This is a genomic window from Caballeronia udeis (assembly GCF_001544555.2).
Classification (GTDB): Bacteria; Pseudomonadota; Gammaproteobacteria; order Burkholderiales; family Burkholderiaceae; genus Caballeronia; species Caballeronia udeis.
On the sequence record NZ_FCOK02000017.1, the window covers coordinates 100,679 to 118,338 of the forward strand.

The 17,660-nt window shown below is 60.5% G+C and carries 17 protein-coding genes; 4 read left to right on the forward strand and 13 right to left on the reverse strand.

Going from position 1 to position 17,660, the window contains the following annotated elements; all coding sequences use genetic code 11:
- Nucleotides 1–139 precede the first annotated feature (139 nt).
- Nucleotides 140–1,942 carry a hybrid sensor histidine kinase/response regulator gene (locus tag AWB69_RS14765; protein WP_062085859.1) on the reverse strand — a complete coding sequence of 601 codons (1,803 nt, stop codon included), beginning with the start codon at nt 1,940–1,942 and terminating at the stop codon, nt 140–142.
- 630 nt (nt 1,943–2,572) lie between these two features.
- On the opposite strand from AWB69_RS14765, the gene AWB69_RS14770 reads away from it, so the two are divergent.
- Both AWB69_RS14770 and AWB69_RS14775 read left to right on the forward strand, forming a co-directional pair.
- Nucleotides 2,573–2,839: a hypothetical protein gene (locus tag AWB69_RS14770; protein ID WP_062085861.1), complete on the forward strand. Its 267-nt coding sequence runs from the start codon at nt 2,573–2,575 to the stop codon at nt 2,837–2,839.
- A 1,088-nt stretch (nt 2,840–3,927) separates the two neighbouring features.
- Nucleotides 3,928–4,197 (forward strand): hypothetical protein, encoded by a 270-nt coding sequence (locus tag AWB69_RS14775; protein ID WP_062085863.1) that lies wholly within the window; start codon nt 3,928–3,930, stop codon nt 4,195–4,197.
- Between the two features lie 70 nt (nt 4,198–4,267).
- Here the strand turns inward: AWB69_RS14775 and AWB69_RS14780 are convergent, their stop codons facing one another.
- Genes AWB69_RS14780 through AWB69_RS14795 form a run of 4 tightly spaced genes read right to left on the reverse strand, consistent with a single transcriptional unit; the run spans nt 4,268 to nt 7,995 of the window.
- Entirely contained in the window at nt 4,268–5,143 is an 876-nt protein-coding gene (locus tag AWB69_RS14780) for a type 2 periplasmic-binding domain-containing protein (RefSeq protein WP_062085865.1), read from the reverse strand.
- Nucleotides 5,136–6,020, reverse strand: a complete 885-nt coding sequence (locus AWB69_RS14785) for an ABC transporter permease (RefSeq protein WP_082913406.1) — start codon at nt 6,018–6,020, stop codon at nt 5,136–5,138. The genes AWB69_RS14780 and AWB69_RS14785 overlap by 8 nt, the downstream gene beginning before the upstream one ends.
- Before the next feature lie 23 nt (nt 6,021–6,043).
- Complete coding sequence (locus tag AWB69_RS14790) at nt 6,044–6,859, reverse strand: ABC transporter ATP-binding protein (protein ID WP_407923038.1); 816 nt, start codon at nt 6,857–6,859, stop codon at nt 6,044–6,046.
- On the reverse strand, nt 6,856–7,995 hold the full coding sequence (locus tag AWB69_RS14795; RefSeq protein ID WP_082913407.1) for an ABC transporter substrate-binding protein: 1,140 nt from the start codon (nt 7,993–7,995) through the stop codon (nt 6,856–6,858). Before AWB69_RS14795 ends, AWB69_RS14790 begins: the two co-directional genes overlap by 4 nt.
- 863 nt (nt 7,996–8,858) lie before the next feature.
- Between AWB69_RS14795 and AWB69_RS14800 the strand changes: the two genes are divergently transcribed.
- Nucleotides 8,859–9,908, forward strand: a complete 1,050-nt coding sequence (locus tag AWB69_RS14800) for a DUF3466 family protein (RefSeq protein ID WP_063977812.1) — start codon at nt 8,859–8,861, stop codon at nt 9,906–9,908.
- Between the two features lie 169 nt (nt 9,909–10,077).
- Here AWB69_RS14800 and AWB69_RS14805 read toward each other — a convergent pair whose 3' ends face one another.
- From AWB69_RS14805 to AWB69_RS14835, 8 genes are all read right to left on the reverse strand, one after another.
- On the reverse strand, nt 10,078–10,548 hold the full coding sequence (locus AWB69_RS14805) for an RES family NAD+ phosphorylase (RefSeq protein WP_156528851.1): 471 nt from the start codon (nt 10,546–10,548) through the stop codon (nt 10,078–10,080).
- A complete protein-coding gene (gene parS, locus AWB69_RS14810; protein ID WP_062085869.1) occupies nt 10,545–11,000 on the reverse strand; it encodes a type II RES/Xre toxin-antitoxin system antitoxin in 456 nt (151 codons plus the stop codon). The genes AWB69_RS14805 and parS overlap by 4 nt, the downstream gene beginning before the upstream one ends.
- Before the next feature lie 137 nt (nt 11,001–11,137).
- The gene (locus tag AWB69_RS50785; protein WP_075643919.1) at nt 11,138–11,359 is read right to left on the reverse strand and encodes an FmdB family zinc ribbon protein; all 222 of its coding nucleotides are present in this window, start codon (nt 11,357–11,359) and stop codon (nt 11,138–11,140) included.
- 12 nt (nt 11,360–11,371) lie between these two features.
- The gene (hydA, locus tag AWB69_RS14815) at nt 11,372–12,799 is read right to left on the reverse strand and encodes a dihydropyrimidinase (RefSeq protein WP_062085871.1); all 1,428 of its coding nucleotides are present in this window, start codon (nt 12,797–12,799) and stop codon (nt 11,372–11,374) included.
- The gene (locus AWB69_RS14820; RefSeq protein WP_062085873.1) at nt 12,796–13,746 is read right to left on the reverse strand and encodes a dihydrodipicolinate synthase family protein; all 951 of its coding nucleotides are present in this window, start codon (nt 13,744–13,746) and stop codon (nt 12,796–12,798) included. Before AWB69_RS14820 ends, hydA begins: the two co-directional genes overlap by 4 nt.
- Nucleotides 13,743–14,906, reverse strand: coding sequence for an NAD(P)/FAD-dependent oxidoreductase (locus AWB69_RS14825; RefSeq protein WP_062085875.1), 1,164 nt, complete (start codon nt 14,904–14,906; stop codon nt 13,743–13,745). The genes AWB69_RS14820 and AWB69_RS14825 overlap by 4 nt, the downstream gene beginning before the upstream one ends.
- Nucleotides 14,903–16,324 carry an NAD(P)/FAD-dependent oxidoreductase gene (locus AWB69_RS14830; RefSeq protein WP_062085877.1) on the reverse strand — a complete coding sequence of 474 codons (1,422 nt, stop codon included), beginning with the start codon at nt 16,322–16,324 and terminating at the stop codon, nt 14,903–14,905. Before AWB69_RS14830 ends, AWB69_RS14825 begins: the two co-directional genes overlap by 4 nt.
- Entirely contained in the window at nt 16,317–16,622 is a 306-nt protein-coding gene (locus tag AWB69_RS14835) for a (2Fe-2S)-binding protein (protein ID WP_062085879.1), read from the reverse strand. The genes AWB69_RS14830 and AWB69_RS14835 overlap by 8 nt, the downstream gene beginning before the upstream one ends.
- Before the next feature lie 157 nt (nt 16,623–16,779).
- Here AWB69_RS14835 and AWB69_RS14840 point away from each other — a divergent pair, with 157 nt between their 5' ends.
- Nucleotides 16,780–17,610 (forward strand): transporter substrate-binding domain-containing protein, encoded by an 831-nt coding sequence (locus AWB69_RS14840; RefSeq protein WP_062085881.1) that lies wholly within the window; start codon nt 16,780–16,782, stop codon nt 17,608–17,610.
- Nucleotides 17,611–17,660: the final 50 nt, after the last annotated feature.

Below are 17,660 nucleotides of genomic sequence, written 5' to 3' on the forward strand. Positions count from 1 at the left end.
CAAGGAGTTCGGTCATGGAAGGCGACTATCTGATGCGTCACCCGGATCGGCCAACCCTCGTACTGCCGCTGCGTAATGGGGACTAATGGGGACATCTGCGTAATAGGGACATATTTCTATCTGAGGTCGGTCCCGCCAGTCACGGATCCCGCACCCGACCGAAGCCTGTCAGCTGCCAGTCGGCAACGAGCCGACTGACTTCTGCGAGCGTGCTGTCGGGCGCGGAAGACTTTCGCAACAGCACGAACGGCTCGGCGAAATCGCGAAGTGCGAGAGGGGACACCAGTTCGCCCGTGATGAACGCGACGGGAAGCACGCCCGCCCAGGCGAAATGCTGCCGGATCCGTTCGGCAACCTCGATACCGGTTGGTCCGTCGCGAAGCCGGATATCGGTGACGATGATGTCAGGTATGCGGCCGTCATCGGCCAGAATCGCATCGAATCCCGCCATTGACTCGGCGGTATCCACCAATGCGCCGGCACTGAGGAACAACCTGCGGAGGCCCTCGAGAACAGTCGGTTCGTCGTCGCACAGCAGGACGTATTTGCCCTGGAGGACGGACGTGGATGCGTCGCTCTTTGGATCGTCCGTCTCGATGACCGGTGTCATTTTGGATATTGGCGCGTACAGGGAAAAGCGGGACCCGCGCTCCTCGACCGACCAGAAACTCATGCTGTGTTTCGGCAGAATGCCAATGACCCGGTGGACGATAGACAGCCCGAGCCCCAGGCCTTTCGAGCGATCGCGACCCGGGTTGTTGATCTGATAGTACTCGGCGAATATCGCCTCCCGATGCGCGGGCGAGATGCCGACGCCCGTGTCCCGTACGTCTATGCGAAGCCGTTCCCCGATCTCCACCCAGCCGATGACGACACCACCCGTGGAGGTGTTCTTGATCGCATTCGATACGAAATTGGACAAAACCCGCTTGAACAAGGAGCGATCACTTTCAATGGGCGGCGGGCGGCGCCGACGCCCGCTGATTCTTAATTCGATACCCCGTGACCTTGCCGGTTCAAGGTATTGCTCGTAGACCTCCGTCAGCACGGCCTGCGTATCAAGGGGCGCCATGTGCGGGATGTAAGACCCTAGTTCGCTGTAGTCCTGAATATCCTTGAACATGTCGAGAATATCGCGTGCCGTTTCCTCGACGACGTCGAGATCATGACTTGCTGCGTGTTCACCTTCGAGTTTTATCCGCGCGCTACGAATGAAGAGGTTAATCGCGGCGAGGGGCTGCTGGATGTCGTGGTAGGCCGATGAAAAGAACCGCTCCTTCTCTCTGACGATTTCTCTCATACGGTCATTCTGCTGATTGACAGCCAGGGACGCCGCTTCAACGCGTGCCTTGGCTGCGCGCAACGTCCGCCGGAACACAAATTCGCGCCGGGCAACACGTTCAAACTGAATGCAGACGACAATGCCGACAACATACATGATAAACATCATGGCCCCACCGGAAAGCCAGTGAACCATCATCGTGGAAACATCACTTCGTGGCGAGATTTCAATGTCCAGTTCTAAAAGATTAAAGGTTACAACGCATAGTCCGACTAACCACGCTGCCGTGATTGCACGAAGTCGGAACAATGTGAATACCAGAAAAAGGGCATTATAAAAAGCCGGGACAATCTCCGATTCGATCCGGGTCGGCGGGTAAACGTTCACCAACCCCAATAGCTCGAACCAGCAGCTCATCGTCACTGCACAAAGTAATCTGACGGCCCGGCTTTCGTCAAAGGCACGCGGCCCCCACATCAACCATACCGGCACAGCCATACCCACGGCACCTGCAAGTCGCACATAGCCAACGTGGAGGACGATACTGGGATCAAGTGTGTTCAGCAGCACCCAATCGCGGACAGTACCCGTGATCCATATTAGTATGAAGATGGCACCAGCCAGCCTGCGTTGGCCCGCGTAGCGACGCGCGTAGTCCATACGGAACGCACGCTCCTGAGCCGCCGATCTAAACTTGCGTACCACGAAGCCTGACGATCTCATAAGGCTGCTTGATCAGGAAAGCCGCCGTGGGCGGATAGTGCGCAACATTGAGGGGCTTTATTGGCGCACCACGCGTTAGACAGGTTCCCACCGAACGTGGCTAACGAAGTAAGACGGCAAATTCCAGCGAAAGCGGTGCGGGTGGCCATGGGTGCACAACACCCTCGTGCGCGGCCACAGCGCGATAAAAACAGAATAACAGGTCGCGATCCCTGCGATCAGCCACAAATGTATCGGCGGCGTGATGTGTCCTTGCCCGCAGCTGGACGGTTTGGCAAGGAGTCTAGGTCATGAAAGGCGACTACCTGATACATCGCCGGGATCGGCCAACGGGAGTGCATACATCTTTCATCTGCGTTACTTGTCCGTCGCCTACGCATGTGCGTTGCGACGGCGTGTCGTCGGACCAAAAATGACTATGACAGCAACGCTGCAAGGCATTCGTCAAACGCGCCCGGATCTGGTTGGCCGTCGCATCGAGCGAACCTGCCTTAGCTTATGTGACGACCGCTGTCGGTCGGCGAACGATGCACAGGCCGATCCCTCAGACTCCAAAGGAGAACGCTCATGAAACTTCATCAATCGATCGCCGTTTGTCTTGCCGTGATGGCTGGCGTCACGGCAGACGGATGCTTCGCCCAATCAACAACCAATCAGAACGAGTCGGTAGCCGTTGACAACGCCCCGCAAGATCCAGCGATCGCAGTTCCGGCTGTTACACAGCCCGCCATGTCCCTTGGAAGAACACGCGAGCAAGTCATGCGCGAGCAAGCGGATTTCCAGAACAGTGACCAGGCGGCGCAGATGCGGGAACTTTACCGAGGCAGTAAGTAACGAGGCGTCGCCGGCCACGAGGGTGTTTCGACCATCGAACCGTCGTCAGCGTGTTCCGGCCCGTCAGTTTTGGACATCTGAAGTAGAAACTGCAACGACTATCAAGTCTTCGTTACGGAGTATCGAACAACGACTGTGCGACCGACCGTTACACCCTTGGAAGCTCTCCTCCTGCGCATAGAGACTGACGCCCTCGATCGATTGCTCAACCGTAAAACCGGCGCGCTCCGCTTCTCTGTGACTTTTGGCGTGGCGCAAAGCGAATGTAATCTCGCCCGTGCTTAGTGCTCGAGAGGATTCGAAGCCAAAAACCTTTTGGTTATTTAGACGTCTACCAACCGGCATAGCGAGATGGCAGTATCAACAAGAGATGCAATTTTGTCTCTGCAATATTTGTTAGGATTACAAACATATTAGGCTAAAAAATTTTAATGAATTAATTGGCCACGGCGGCTCGGATCTCCAAGAACGGCAACTTTTTGACTGATCGGTCTTCTGTGCGAGCAGGCGGATTGCCTTCGTTTTCAGGTTTAACACCTTTATACAAGGAGCCGGTGTGAACCGAGCCAATGTGTGGCGGTGGGTAGCCTCAACGCGAGTGATGTGTGCTTTCGAACGTGGCTAACGGAGCAGGACGGAAAATTCCAGCGAAAGCGGTGCCGGCGGCCATGGGTGCACAACACCCTCGTATGCAGCCCCAGTGCGATAAAAACAGAATAACAGGTCGCCATTCCTGCCATCAGCCACAAATGTATCCGCAACGTGACGTGTCCTTGCCCCTAGCCGGACGGTTTGGCAAGGAGCCCGGTCATGGAAGGCGACTACCTGATACGTCGCCCGGATTGGCCAACGGGAGTGCATACATCTTTCACTTGCGTTATGTGTCCGTTGGCTACGCATGTGCGTTGCAACGGTGTGTCGCCCGACCAAGAATGATTATGACAGCAGCGCTGCAATGGCATTCGTCAAGTGCATCCGGATCTGGTTGGCCGTTACCGGAGCCGAACCTGCCTTGGCTCGTGCGAAGACTGCTGCCGGTCGGCGAACGAAGCGCAGGCCGATCTCTTAAACCCCGAGGGAGAACGCGCATGAAACTTCATCAATCGATCGCCGTCTGTCTTGCCATGATGGCAGGAGTCACAGCAGACGGATGCTTCGCCCAGTCGGCGACCAATCAGACCGAGTCGGTAGCGGTGGGCACCGTCTCGCAGGATCCAGCGGTCGCGGTTCCGGCTGCCATGCCGACGCCTCCCGTTTCCTTTGGAAAAACACGCGAGCAAGTGATGCGCGAGCTGCACGATTTTCAGAACAGTGATCAGGCAGCGCAGATGCGCGAGCTTTACCGAGGAGGAAGCTAACGAGACTTGAAGTTTTTTATACAGACCTCTACGACCAGCTTTACCACGTCTGGCAAAACCGGCCATCAGGTCAATGACAGTACAAGTCGTTTTCGGCGATGAACATGTCGAACGCGAGTTGCTTCGCCACGCTTTCGCGTGCTGTCGTCAGCCATCGGCTCTTGCGCCAGGCGCGAATGGTGCTATCGACGAACCGCATGCTTGCTGTATCTCCGCCTGCGGTCGCAACGAACGAGGGTGTTGGAGCGATGTCACCGGGAAGCACGCTGTAATAGCTCCAGTCGGGCTGCTTCAATAGCGACTTGATAACGAGTTCATCGTCCACCAACGCGGTGCATTCGCCAGCCTGGAATGCCAGCAGTGCGTCGAGCGGCCGGTCGTAGGTAATGAGACGCGCGCCATGCAGCCGCGCGGCGCGGGGTCCGTAAGCATTACCTGTCGACGTGCAGATAGAGCCTCCGCGCAAGGCTGCCCAATCGTGCACGTTGCCGTGACGCAGCACAAGCGCTTGTCCCCGACCGGTCGCATAGGAGACAGGCGAGAAAGACAGCTTGGAACTGGGTTGGAACGGCAAGCCGCCGATGGCGACATCGGCCTTGCCGGTGGCGACTGCGGTTGCCGCGGCACCGGGCTCGCTAAGCAGCAAGTCGACGGGCAACCCCAGACGCCGTCCGAGATCCTCGGCCAATGCAGCCGCGAAAGGATCGGGCGAGCGCAGCGTGCGATCCACGTGCCCGACTGTGAGCACGGGCGCGGGCCGCGGTGGCACCGCGACAATCAGCCGGCCACGAAGAGCGGCCGTCGCGAACGGTTTTTCAAGCGTGACGAACCGGCTCAATGTCGCGCTGATACACGCCAGCACCAGCAGAAAAACAATCGTGCGGTTGCGCGCGCCTGACCCATAGCGCGGACCGAGCCGACCCGCGCTGATTCCGTCGCTAGCCATTCTGCGCAATGCCGACGCGCCAGCGCAGCAGCTTGCGCTCGAGCATCGAGAGTCCGTAGTTGATCAGCAAACCAAAGAGCGCAAGCAGCACGATACCCGCGTACATATCGGGGATCTGGAATGTTTCCTGTGAGTTGAGCGTGTAGAAACCTAGCCCCGAGCGTGCGCCGATCATCTCGGCTGCGACCAGTGCGGTGATGCTGTACGCGCCGGCAAGCCGGACACCGGTCAGTATCTGCGGCAAGGCCGCCAGCAAGATGACCTTGGTGAATATGAATCTTTGCGTGGCGCCCATCGACCGCGCGCAATCGATAAAGATCCGCTCCACTTGCTTGACGCCGGCGAGGGTATTGAGCAGCACAGGCCAGAATGCGGCCCACACAATGATCGCTATCTTCGACGATTCTCCAATGCCCAGGAACAGCATAAAGACAGGGAACAGCGCGAAGGCGGAGACCTGCCGCAATAGTTGATAAAGCGGATCGGCAATTCGCTCAGCGCGACGGAACCAGCCCAGCAAGAAACCGCTTACGATTCCGGCCGCAACGGCAAGCAACAAACCCGCGATAGAACGAAATGCACTACTGCCAAGATGCTTCCACACCTCGCCGGTAGCGAAGAGATGCGCGATCGCGACTATCACCGCGGAAGGCGGGCTGAGATAAGCCGAGCTGACAATGCCAAGGCGTGGCAGCAGTTCCCATAACAACAGGAATGCAACCAGCGCGATGCTGCGTTCGAAGATGCGCACGGCGTGAGCGCGCACTCCTGAAGGCGCTGCGGGCAGCGCGGGTTGTTTTGATTGCGAGGCGGCGGCGCCGGAAGCGAACGACTCGCTAGCGGGAAGGGACGCCGTCGCGGAAGATCGATTATGCATGGATGGTCCTCGTATGTTCGCGTTCAGGCGGGCTGCGCTGTCTCGGCGACCTCGGTCTTCAGCAACTCCCACGCGCGCTGCCGCAACGCCAGGAATTCCGCTGAATTGCGCACGGAGTCGTCGCGTGGGCGCGGCAAGGGAATGTCCATGATCGCCTTCACTTTCCCGGGACCGCGCGTCATGATCGCTACGCGGTCGGAGAGGAAGATCGCTTCATCAATGCTGTGGGTGATGAAGACCACGGTCCTGGCGCTTTTTTCCCAGATGGCAAGCAGTTCGCTTTGGAGGGACTCGCGGGTCTGCGCGTCGAGCGCGCCAAAGGGCTCGTCCATCAGCAGGACTTCGGGTCCGTAAGCGAGCGCTCGCGCAATGGCCGCGCGCTGACGCATGCCGCCGGAAAGCTGGTGCGGATAATGATTGCCGTACGCTTGCAATCCGACCAGCGAAAGAAAATGCGCGGCTTGCTCACGGCGTTCCGCACGTTTTACGTCGCGTATTTCAAGGCCGATTTCCACGTTCTCAATGACCGTGCGCCACGGGAACAGCGCATATCCCTGGAATACGACACCGAGCTTCCGGCTGACGCCGCTCAGAATCTGTCCGTCGATACGAACATCGCCTTGCGTTTGCCGCACGAGCCCGGCGAGTACGTTGAGGAGGCTCGACTTGCCGCAGCCGCTTGGTCCCAGCACCGAGAGAAATTCGCCTTCGCGCACCGACAGGTTGAAATCCTGGAGCACGACATTCCTGCGCGCCTGCCCCGGCGTTCCCTCGTCCACGTAGGTCAGGCCAAGATGCTCGGCGACGATCTTGTCGGGGCGCAATGACACGCTGCTCACGATGCCGCTTCCACGGACGCCAGCGGTCTTGCATCGTGACACGGCGTGGTCGACGCGGACCTGTTCGAGCCCGCAGGTGCATTCGCGCGCGCGCGGGGCTGAGCGTAGGGGTTGTACTCGTTGGTGTACACGTCTTCCACCTTGACCTTGCCCTTCGGGATCTTGCCCGCTTGTTCGAGGATATCGATGTAGTACTGGATAGGCGGCGTAGTGACGACGAGGTCCTTGACGTAGGCATAACGTTCGACCACATCGACGTCGATTCCGAGCCGCTCGGCCGTCAGTTTGCGTGCTTCGTCCGGGTGCGCGTTGACCCAGTTCCCGGCCTTGGCAATGGCGGCCACGAAGTCGCGCACCGCTTGCGGATGGGCCCGCGCAAACGCACCGTTCACGCTGTACGGCGCCATCCCGCCAAGGCCGTGATCCTCATCCCAGTCGCTCCACAGTTTGTGCAATTGCGGGTCATGTTCGGCGGCGCCGGAGAACGGCGGATGAATGATCGCGATGTCCACGTTCTTCGTGACCAACGCCTGTTGGGACTGATTGTCGGGCACGACCAGCCAGTTCACCTTCGACACGTCCACGCCATGCTGCGACAGGTATTTCTTCGTGACGAACTCGGCGCACGCGCCGAAGCTGTTGAACGCAACAGTCTTCCCTTCGAAGTCCTTGGGCTCCCTGATGCCGGAGTCCTTGCGCGAGAAGTACTTCATGTGCGGTGCGTCGGGCAGGGTCTCGCCGCCGGCGGAAATGACCTTGATGTCGGCACCGCTGGCGATTGCCGAGATGACAAGCGGAACCATGCGCGTGCCGAAGTCGATCTCACCCGTGCCGACCAGCGGAATGATCTGCGGCGCCGAGACCTTCCCGACATACTTCGGGCGCGTACTTGTACCGTCGAAGTAGCCGCGCTTGTCCGCCAGATAAACGAGGTCGAACGCGGGGTTGTCGGGGTACTTGAAATACGTCACGTTCCTGGCTTCTGCACCGTTAGCGGACGCGACGCTGGTCGCGTCCGTGGCGCCATCGCGGGAATTGCAGCCGCTCTGGAGGAGCAGCAGCGACGCCGCAATCGATGCGACAGCAACGGAGATCGTGCGGTCACGCAGGCGGGACCGGGTCGGGATAGAGAGCATCGGGATACCTGACAAAAGGAAGCGGCGAAATCGACAGGCACGAACGCGGCGGGGGCATAAAAGCGCCCAGGCTCGCGACCTGAAGCAACGACGATTTTCTCTTTTGCGGGTCCTGTGCCTAACCAATTAAAAATGCTTTCAATAGCAGGGAAAATGCAAGGCGAGGCGTATCTGGACAATCGAACCACCGCCAGGTCGCTGCACAAATGCGGAGGATTGGCGGTTTTCTGACCAGCCACCTCAGGGCATTCTTAAAGTCAAAGCGACCGAAGTGTCAGACCTTACCCCGCTGGTATTCGCTGTGCAGACGAGCTCCCGTTGTTTAGCGCGACGCGTTCCCAATCGCGGCGAGTGTCTCGCTCCGGGGCACGTCAAAGGCGGGGGGCAGTGTCATTAATCTGCCTCACCATTTAAGAAGTTGAAGAAAACATTCCTTAGACTAAACTGATCGATAACTTCTATCTGCACACATTTTTAATCCCAATAGGGGAGCGGCTGATGGGCGATCACGGTGATCCATGGCGCACATACCGGATTTTTTTATTTATAAAAAACTCGACGTTTTATCGACCTCCACTTACATTGAGACGCAAGGTGTACCGCATTGCGCCGCACATGAATCGAAGTCGTGCGGACGTTGACGTCGATGTTGGTGCATGTCGTATCCGGCTCTGGACGTCGAACCATCGCACAGGGCTTGGCGCTACGCCGCTTATTGGATAGCTGTATAGCAGTTCCCCGGCCCGAATGAAGTCCGGGCTCGTCCACGATTCTCAGGTAGTCCTTGGCAAAACGCATTCGGCACGCCTGCGCTCAGGTCGCCGATTGTGATCCAGCTTGTGTCTCACAAAAAGGGAGTCGTCATGAAATCCGTAGGCAAGCCAATTAGTAATTCGAACTATGTTAACCGCGCCTTGATTGTTTTTACCCTGCTCACGGTCGCCGCATTCCAGCCCGCCGCAGGCCAAAGTTTCGTCATCAAGGATCTCGGCACGCTCCCCGGTGGTAACAGCAGCCAGGCTGTCTCGATCAATGAGCTCGGCCAGGTGGTCGGTTGCTCGTTCGACGCACGCGGGGATCAGCACGCTTCCCTGTTTGAAAACGGAGTGGTGACCGACCTGCACACACTCCCCGGTGGCGATACGCTTTCTGCCGCTTACGGGATCAACAATCGCGGCCAGGCGGCCGGTTACTCGTTCAACTCGAGCGGGTACCCGCGCGCTACCCTGTTCGAAAAGGGACAGGTGATCGACCTGGGGACGCTCCCCGGCGGCGACAACAGTGCCGCTAGCGCAATCAACGAGCGCGGCCAGGTGGTCGGCTGGTCGTTTAACGCAAGCCGGGCGTCGCAAGCTTTTTTGTTTGAAAACGGGGTGATGACCGACCTCGGCACGCTCCCCGGTGGCTACTACAGCTCCGCTTACGGCATCAACGAGCGCGGCCAGGTGGTCGGCTGGTCCACTGGAAGCGACAACAACGAGCGCGCGTTTTTGTTTGAAAAAGGCGTGATGACCAACCTGGGCACGCTCCCCGGCGGCAACAGCAGCGCCGCTTATGGGATCAACAATCGCGGCCAGATAGTCGGCTCGTCGACTACCCCAAGCGGAGATCAGCACGCTTTTCTGTTTGAAAAGGGGGTAATGACCGACCTGGGCACGCTCCCCGGTGGCAACCAGAGTGCCGCTTACGGGATCAATGAGCGCGGCCAGGTGGTCGGCTCGTCGAACACCGCAAGCGGGTGGGAGCAGCATGCCTTTTTGTTTGAAAAAGGCGTGATGACCGACTTGGGCACGCTCCCCGGTGACAGCCAAAGTATCGCTCAGGGGATCAATAATCGCGGTCAGGTCGTGGGCTATTCCGCACCGGATTCCTCCGTGTGGCACGCTGTCCTTTGGACACGAGAAAAAAAATGACTGCCGACCTCTAGCGGTCAGCAAAAAGCGTTGAAACTGCGGGACCCGCCATAGCGCGTGGTCTCGCAGCGCTTTCGGGTTCTCTTCAACGTCGGGGCTCGTGCTTCGTGCTTGGTGGTCGTGCGACAGGCATTTAGCGACGGCCCGGCCAAATGGACAGAACGGATATTCAGCCCCGAGTCAGAAGCTTGAGGATCCGGTCGTCGTGCTTTACATGGAGCGCGTCAACAATCCGCACGGAGTCAGCGGCGGGATGGGCTGGGTTGAACAGGAAGTTATGGGCGAAGGGAACGACCGCGCTCGGTACCTTCAACACGGCGCTCGTTTCTGTCTGCAGCCACTCCGTACCCGCGCCGCGTGACCAGTCGGGATTTTGCCGCCAGTCGTCCGGGACATCGGCGTCCGCGATCTCAGCGACTGGAACGTCGTCGCCGACATCGACGCGCAACAATTGATAGCCGTCAGGCAACTGGCCGACGCTGCCGATCTCCATGTGGACAAGAATCTCAAGGAGAGCCAGCGCCGGGTGTTCGGTCAGATAGACGATAGGCTGTCCCGCAAAATGCCATCGCCCCGGAGCGCGGAGTCCACCTATACCTCTCAGATCCGCGTAGTTGCTTATTCTCCAAAGGACCATCAGGCGAAGTAACCTTCGTCTATCTGGACAAGCGCTTCCTCTACGAGACGTGCCCCATGCTCGGTGCTGGTCATATCCAGTGCCGACTTTCCACCAAAGCGCACCTGATCGTTCCTGAGCCAGGCCATTGCTTTGTCCGGGTCACCGAAGATCGACATGGCTTGAGCAAGAATCTTCGCGAGCCGGATCGCCTTGTCGGACTCGTCGGTCGATAGTCGCTCGTGATGCTGGCGCCGATGTGTCAGCGTGCGTCGCGGGATGATGAAAGAGAGCTCGTCCATCTTCAGGCCACGCTCTGAGAGCCGGTCGATCACGGTAACGTCCACACGGGCGTTTGCTATCTCTGCGAGATCTGCACCGGACTGAATCCGGGCGTCGAGGAGTTGCTCCAGCATGTTGAACTCGGCCCGTCGCGGATCGGCCGCGCCAGTCGGTTTAAACGAAACAAGGGTCATGGAGCCTCCTTCGGCAATATGCCCATACATTATAGGCGTTTTGCCGAATTCTTGGCTAGTAGCGCTCGGATGTGCTGTCAACGGCTTCGACTCGCGTCGTTTTTCTGCCCACGCAAGATCGCGACAGACGTGGATTTCTACGAACAGCAACGGCAAGCGCCTTGATGCCTGTAACCATAGGTTCCTTCATCCGCTGGCATTTTCCGGTCGCGCGTCTCCAGCAGCACCGTCGAACCGCTGGTGACACGCGGCGACAACACCCCGCACCCGGGGCAGGACGCCTGCTCGTCGCGTCTGGAAACCGGGCGCATGGAATCGAACGCACCGCAGGTATCGCAGGCATGTTCATAGATTGGCATAAGGCTCTCGCTCTACAAGTGGCCGCCCAGTTCGCCGCGCGCGACGAACTCTCCCTGACCGGTCCGTCCGACCCAGTCGCCGTTGTCGATCAGCAACTCTCCTCGTAGCAACACAGTCTTTACCCGGCCCGTGACCTCACGTCCCTCAAACAGCGTGAAGTCGCAATCGCTGTGCTGCGTGTCCGCGCTGATCGTGTGCGGCTCGTTCGGATCGAACAGGACGATATCGGCGTCGCTGCCAACCGCAAGCGTTCCCTTTTTCGGAAAGAGGCCGAAAAGCTTGGCCGGCGCAGTCGACATCAACTCGACGAAGCGATTGAGCGTGATGCGCCCGCTCCGTACACCGCCGTCGTAGACCACAGTCATGCGCGTTTCGACGCCAGGCACGCCGTTCGGGATCTTCGAAAAATCGTCGCGCCCGAGCGGCTTCTGGTTGATGTTGCCGCGATGGCCTTCCTTCATGCAATAGGGACAGTGATCGGTCGAGATCAGTTGCAGATCGTCGGTCTTGAGCGCCGTCCAGAGTGCTTTCTGCGCCTCCTTCGATCGCAACGGCGGGCTCATCACGTAACGCGCGAGATCGAAGCTGTCGTCAGCGTACGCTGAGTCGTCGAAGAAAAGATAATGCGGACAGGTCTCCGCGAACACGGGAATGCCGAGGTCGCGCGCCTCGATCACATGCTTCAACGCTTCTTTAGCCGAGAGGTGGACGAAGTAGACCGGCGCTTCGGCGAGTTCGGCGAGCTTGATGCCGCGATGTGTCGCTTCACCCTCCATGATCGCGGGCCTGGTCAACGCGTGATAACGCGGCGCGGTGTGGCCCTGCGCGAGCGCCTCGCGAATCAACAGGTCGATAATCGTGCCGTTCTCTGCATGCAGCGCGATCATGCCGCCGTGCTGGCCTACCATTCGCATCGCCTGGAAAATGGCGGCGTCGTCCGACATGACTGTGCCGGGATACGCCATGAACATCTTGAAGCTCGATACCCCTTCGTGACGGATCGCATATTGCATGTCACCGAGTACGCGCTCGTCCACCTGCGTCACGATCACGTGAAAGCCGTAGTCGATGCTTGCCACCGACGCGGCCTTCGACTGCGCGCGCGAGATCGCATCAAGCGGGCTCGTACCTGCGGTTTGCAGCGCGAAATCGATAATCGTCGTCGTGCCGCCAAAGGCCGCTGAGCGCGTGCCTGACGCAAAATTGTCGGCCGTCACCGACGGCCCGAAGGTGTTCTCCATATGCGTATGGCAATCGACGCCGCCCGGAAAGACCAGCAGCCCTGCCGCATCGATCACGCGGGCGTCCGGTCCGGCGTCGAGGTCCAGCCCGATGCTGACGATGCGCTCGCCTTCCACGAGGATGTCGGCGACATAGTCGTCAACTGCCGTAATGATGCGGCCGCCTTTGATGAGGGTTGGGGTCAGGGTTGGCGTCATGAGTCACTCCGTTGAGCGCTGGTGGCGATGGCGAGCGCGTCTTCGAGACGCGCCATTTCCGCATGGGAGAGCGGCGGGATGGGCGGGCGCATCGACGCATGCGGGAACTGGCCGAGCAAATACAGGCAGGCTTTCAGGCGTGCATTGGCGTGCGAGCCGGGCGCGGTTCCGTAGATGGCTTTCGCAAGCGGATAGACGCGCTCATGAAGCCGCCGGGCCTGGTCGAGATCGCCGTGTTCAACGGCCCGATACAGCGCTACGATCAGTTCAGGCACGACGGCCGCGAGGCTGACGAGGCTGCCTTCGGTGCCGAGCGCAAAACACGTGAACAGATGCTCATCGCCGGAAGCCATGACGGCTACATGCGGCGCGATCGACTTGATCAACCGGCGGTTCGCTTCGTAGGCAGCGGTTTCCCAACTGCCTTCCTTGATGGCCACGACCTCGGGCAAGCCGACGAGTTCGGTGAGCATCTGCGGCGTGTAGGCCATGCCGCCCGTGGCGACGCCGGCCTGGTACAGCATCATGGGTAAATGAGCCTGCGCGTTGGCGACGCGGTGATGCATGAGAACAGTGTCGATATCGGTCGACAGCGCCCACGAGAACGGGGGGAACAGCAGCATGGCGTCGGCGCCGGCCTGTTTCGCATCGTTGGTGTGGGCCTGCGCTTCATAGCTGTCCTCGGAGTTCACGCCCGCTACGATGATCAGGCGGTCCCCGCACACGGCGTGCGCAATGTTCACTACGCGCCGTTTGTCCGCTGCAGAGAGCGCGAAGTTCTCGCCGGCGTGGCCGTTCACCAACAGGCCCGCAATGCCGTCGACGTTCGCCACCGTCTGGATATGCCGTGCGAGCGCGGTTTCGTCCAGGTGTCGGCCATCCGCGTCGAGGGGGCACAGCGTGGCGGCATAAACGCCGTTGAATGGGTCGGCATGCGTGGGAATCATTCTGTCTTTTCTCGATGAGATTGGGTGAGCGCGGCGGCGGCAGGAACGACGAGCCGCGCCGGATCGAAGAGGGGCAACTCGGGTTTTTCGCCGAGGATGGCCTGGGCAAGCAGCTTGCCCATGTAGGGGCCGCTGGTGTAACCGGAGTGCACGCAACCGATCACCCAGACATTCGCAAGACCGGGAAGCGCGCCGATCATCGGCATGGCGTCGGCGGTTTCGGATTCGAGGCCGAGCCAGATGCGGGCCACGCGCGCCCTGGCGAGCGCGGGGATCACATGCTGCGCGAGCCGGAGATTGCCGATCAGGTTGTCCGGCATGGTTTCCACGCCGCCACGCTCGCGATCGCCAATGCCTTGCCAGCCGCCGCCTATCAGCACGCTGCCGTTGGCGAACTGCTTCATCGACAGCAATCCATTCGCAATGCTTAGTACTGACCGCATCACGGGCGGCATGCGTTCGGTGACGATCAACTGATTGACGAGCGTCTTGACGGGGATGTTGATGTCTAGCATCGCGAGCAGGGGTTCCAGCCACACGCCGCCCGCCATGACCAGACGTGTCGCGTCGATATGGATCGCGTCGTCCGGACCGCTCACCTGATACATCCCGGCAACCCGGTCGATGCGCGTTGCCGGTGTCTGCTCGAAAATATGCACCCCGGCTTCGCGCAACGCCGCATGGTAGGCGCGGCCTGTGAGGTAGGCGCTGGCGAAGCCGTCCGTCGCACAGTACGCGGCTTGCAGCACCGCTGGATTCAGGCCGGGCTCGACGGCAAGCGCGGCATCCCGGTCGAGCAGGTCGATCTGCGCGCCGTACTCGCGTCTTGCCGCGGCTCGTTGCTGCAGCAGCGTCTTCTCGTGCTCCGTGAAGGCCAGCGAGAGGCCGGGCGCAGCGGTGGCGAGTACGCCATGGCCCAGCCACGCGCCGGTGTTCATCCACATTTTCCACGCCCGGATGGCGTAGGGAACGAGCGCGGCGCGCGTCATGTGCAGCGTCAACGTACCCGCGTTCACACCCGATGCGCCACGACACAGCGCATCGCGTTCGATCACTGCTACCCGCATGCCGGCGCGCGCGAGGAATAGTGCGGTCGTGCAGCCCATCACGCCGCCGCCGATCACGGCGGCATCGAATGCGGTTGTCATCGCCAGGTTCATAAGGGCGCCGCCTTCGGGATTGGAATGTCGTCGTAGCTGAAGTCGCCAGTGAGTGCTTCCACCGTCATGGGCCGCAACGGCGTGCGGGCCGAGAAGCAGCCGGCAGGTTCTCGCAAGCCGCCATGCACGCTCGCGGCCAGCAGTTCCGCCGCCACGTCTGCACATGTGCGGCCCTGGCACGGCCCCATGCCGCATCGGGTCCAGGCCTTGAGCTGATTCACATCGTGCGCGCCGGCATCGCAGGCGGCGTCGATCTCGGCGCGAGTCACGTCCTCGCATCGGCAGACGATGGTTTGCGGCCCGATGCTGTCGATGTGGCCGGGCCGCAGCGCCATCAATCGGGCCATCGAACGGCCGAAGCGCGCAGCCTTGACGTGCAACTGACGCGCGGCCGGCACGCGCGACCGGAACCGGGTGGTGTCAGTGGCGCCAAGGTCGATGGCGCAGGCGAGCCCTGCAAGCGTGCCGTGGTGGCTCGCTGCAGCCGCGCCAGCGATGCCTGCACCATCGCCCGCTACATAGAGCCTGGGGCGCGACGTACGGCCGTCCTGGTCGGCGACGGCGATCCAGCCGCCCGCTTGCCGCGAGTACCGGTGTTCCGCCCGCAAGAGGCGCGTGATCTCGGTTGAGGGGGTCAGGCCGTGACCGACCGCGATGCAATCGGCGGCCACGCTGCGGCGTTTTCCGGCAATGGGCCGGCCCGCAGCGTCGCAGGGCGCAAGGGTCGCGAGCAACCCGTCGCGGGTTTGCTCGACTTTGACTATCGTGTGCCGCGAAAGGATGGGCACACCCGCGCGGCGGATCTCGCGCCACCAGTGGAACCCTTCGCGCATCAGGTCGGGCCGCGACACCATGGCGGGCAGTGTGCGTCTCCAGTCGCCAAGGCCTGCCATATCCGCAATCGCCTCGACCTTGCCGCCGCCTTCGATGGTCTTCGCCGCGACGGCAGCGAGCAACGGTCCGCAGCCAGCCACCAGCGTCGAGCGTCCCGGCAGGATGCCTTGCGATTTGAGGAGAATGGTCGCGGCGGCGAGTCCTATTACGCCGGGCGTGGTCCACCCGTCGAAGGGCACGACACGTTCCGTGGTTCCCGTGGCGGCAATCAGTGCGCGTCCCGTGCAATACACGGGGCCGGCCGGACCGGATGCATCGACGCGATAGTCGGCGGTGACAGCCCACACCACATGATTGAAGTATGGTGTGACCGCACTTTGGGCGAGCTCGTACCGCAGGGCGTCGCCGGCTTGCCGGTCTCCGGCCGGAGGGCCAGATGCGTCGATCGGCGCGCGATAGACCTGGCCACCCGCTGCCGTGTTCTCGTCGAACAGTGCCACTTTGAGACCCGCCGCCGACGCCGCCAACGCTGCGTTCACGCCAGCCGGGCCACCGCCGAGCACCAGGACGTCGAAGTCAGGCATCGCTGCGGGCCTCCGGCACTTTCTCAACACGCATTCCGTCAGCAACCGTGGTCCGGCACGCCAGCACGCGGCGACCGTCGACCATGACCAGGCACTCCTGACAGGACCCCATCAGGCAGAACATGCCGCGCGGCATGAGCTCACGCGGACTCGTACGCAAGGTCCTGGTACCCGACGCGAACAGGGCGGCCGCCACGCTTTCGCCGATGCGCGCCGGGATCGTCAGGCCGTCGAAGGAAAAGCCGATGGTCGCGCCGCGGCCCGCATTATCGATCCGCATGGTCTTCTCATTCAGCATGAGACAGCCTCCCTTGACAACTAATTTCGTCGATGTTTCCATACTATCGTATACGGTTCGTATACGTAAATTGATCAAAAAAAGAGGATCCGGGAGTACCCGAACCGCGTGCCAGAACTGTGAGCCATCTTCCCCGAACCTTTTACGGAGTTACCGTATGAAATCCCAGATCCTCCTGAGCCGCCTGCTCGCCGTGGGCCTTGCCGCTTGCTCACTACTTGGCTCGTTTAGCGCCAGCGCCCGCACGCTCGACGAAATCATTGCGTCGAAGAAGATCGTGTTCGGCATCAACCCGAACCTGCCGCCGCTCGGCACCTACGACGCGAAGAACAATATCGACGGCTTCGATGTCAGCATCGCGAAGAAGATTGCGGACTCGCTCGGCGTAAAACTCGAAATCGTTCCGGTTGGATCGAATGATCGCGTGCCGTTCCTGATGACCGACAAGATCGACGCGGTGATGGGCGGCATGACGCGCAACGCGGACCGCCTGAAGGTGATCGATTTCACCGATCCGGTGAACACTGAAGTGCTTGGTGTCCTGACAACGCAGGCGACGTCCTATACGGACTGGACGCAGTTGAACGATCCGGCGGTGCGTCTCGTGCAGGTACGCGGCACGACGCCTATCCAGTTGATCCAGGAAAAGCTGCCCAAGGCGCAGCTCCTGATCCTCGATAACTACCCGGACGCCGTGCGCGCGATTGCCCAGGGCCGCGCCGATGCCTTGATCGACGTGCTCGACTTCATGCTGAGCTATACGAAGAATTACCCGACGAAATGGCGCGTGGTGGATGCTCCGATTGAAGTGGACTACGATTGCATCGGCGTGCAGAAGGGCAATACGGCGTTGACCCAACGGCTGAACAAGGAAGTTGATGCGCTGCAGAAAAACGGCTTTGTTGCTGCAAGCTGGAAGAAGTGGTTCGGCAGTGCGATGCTGCATGACCCAACCGCCGGACCCGCGCCTGTTGCAGCCGCGCAGTAAGCGAAACTGGCGGCAGCGTTTCGGGCATGACGAACGAACGAGCGCTGCGC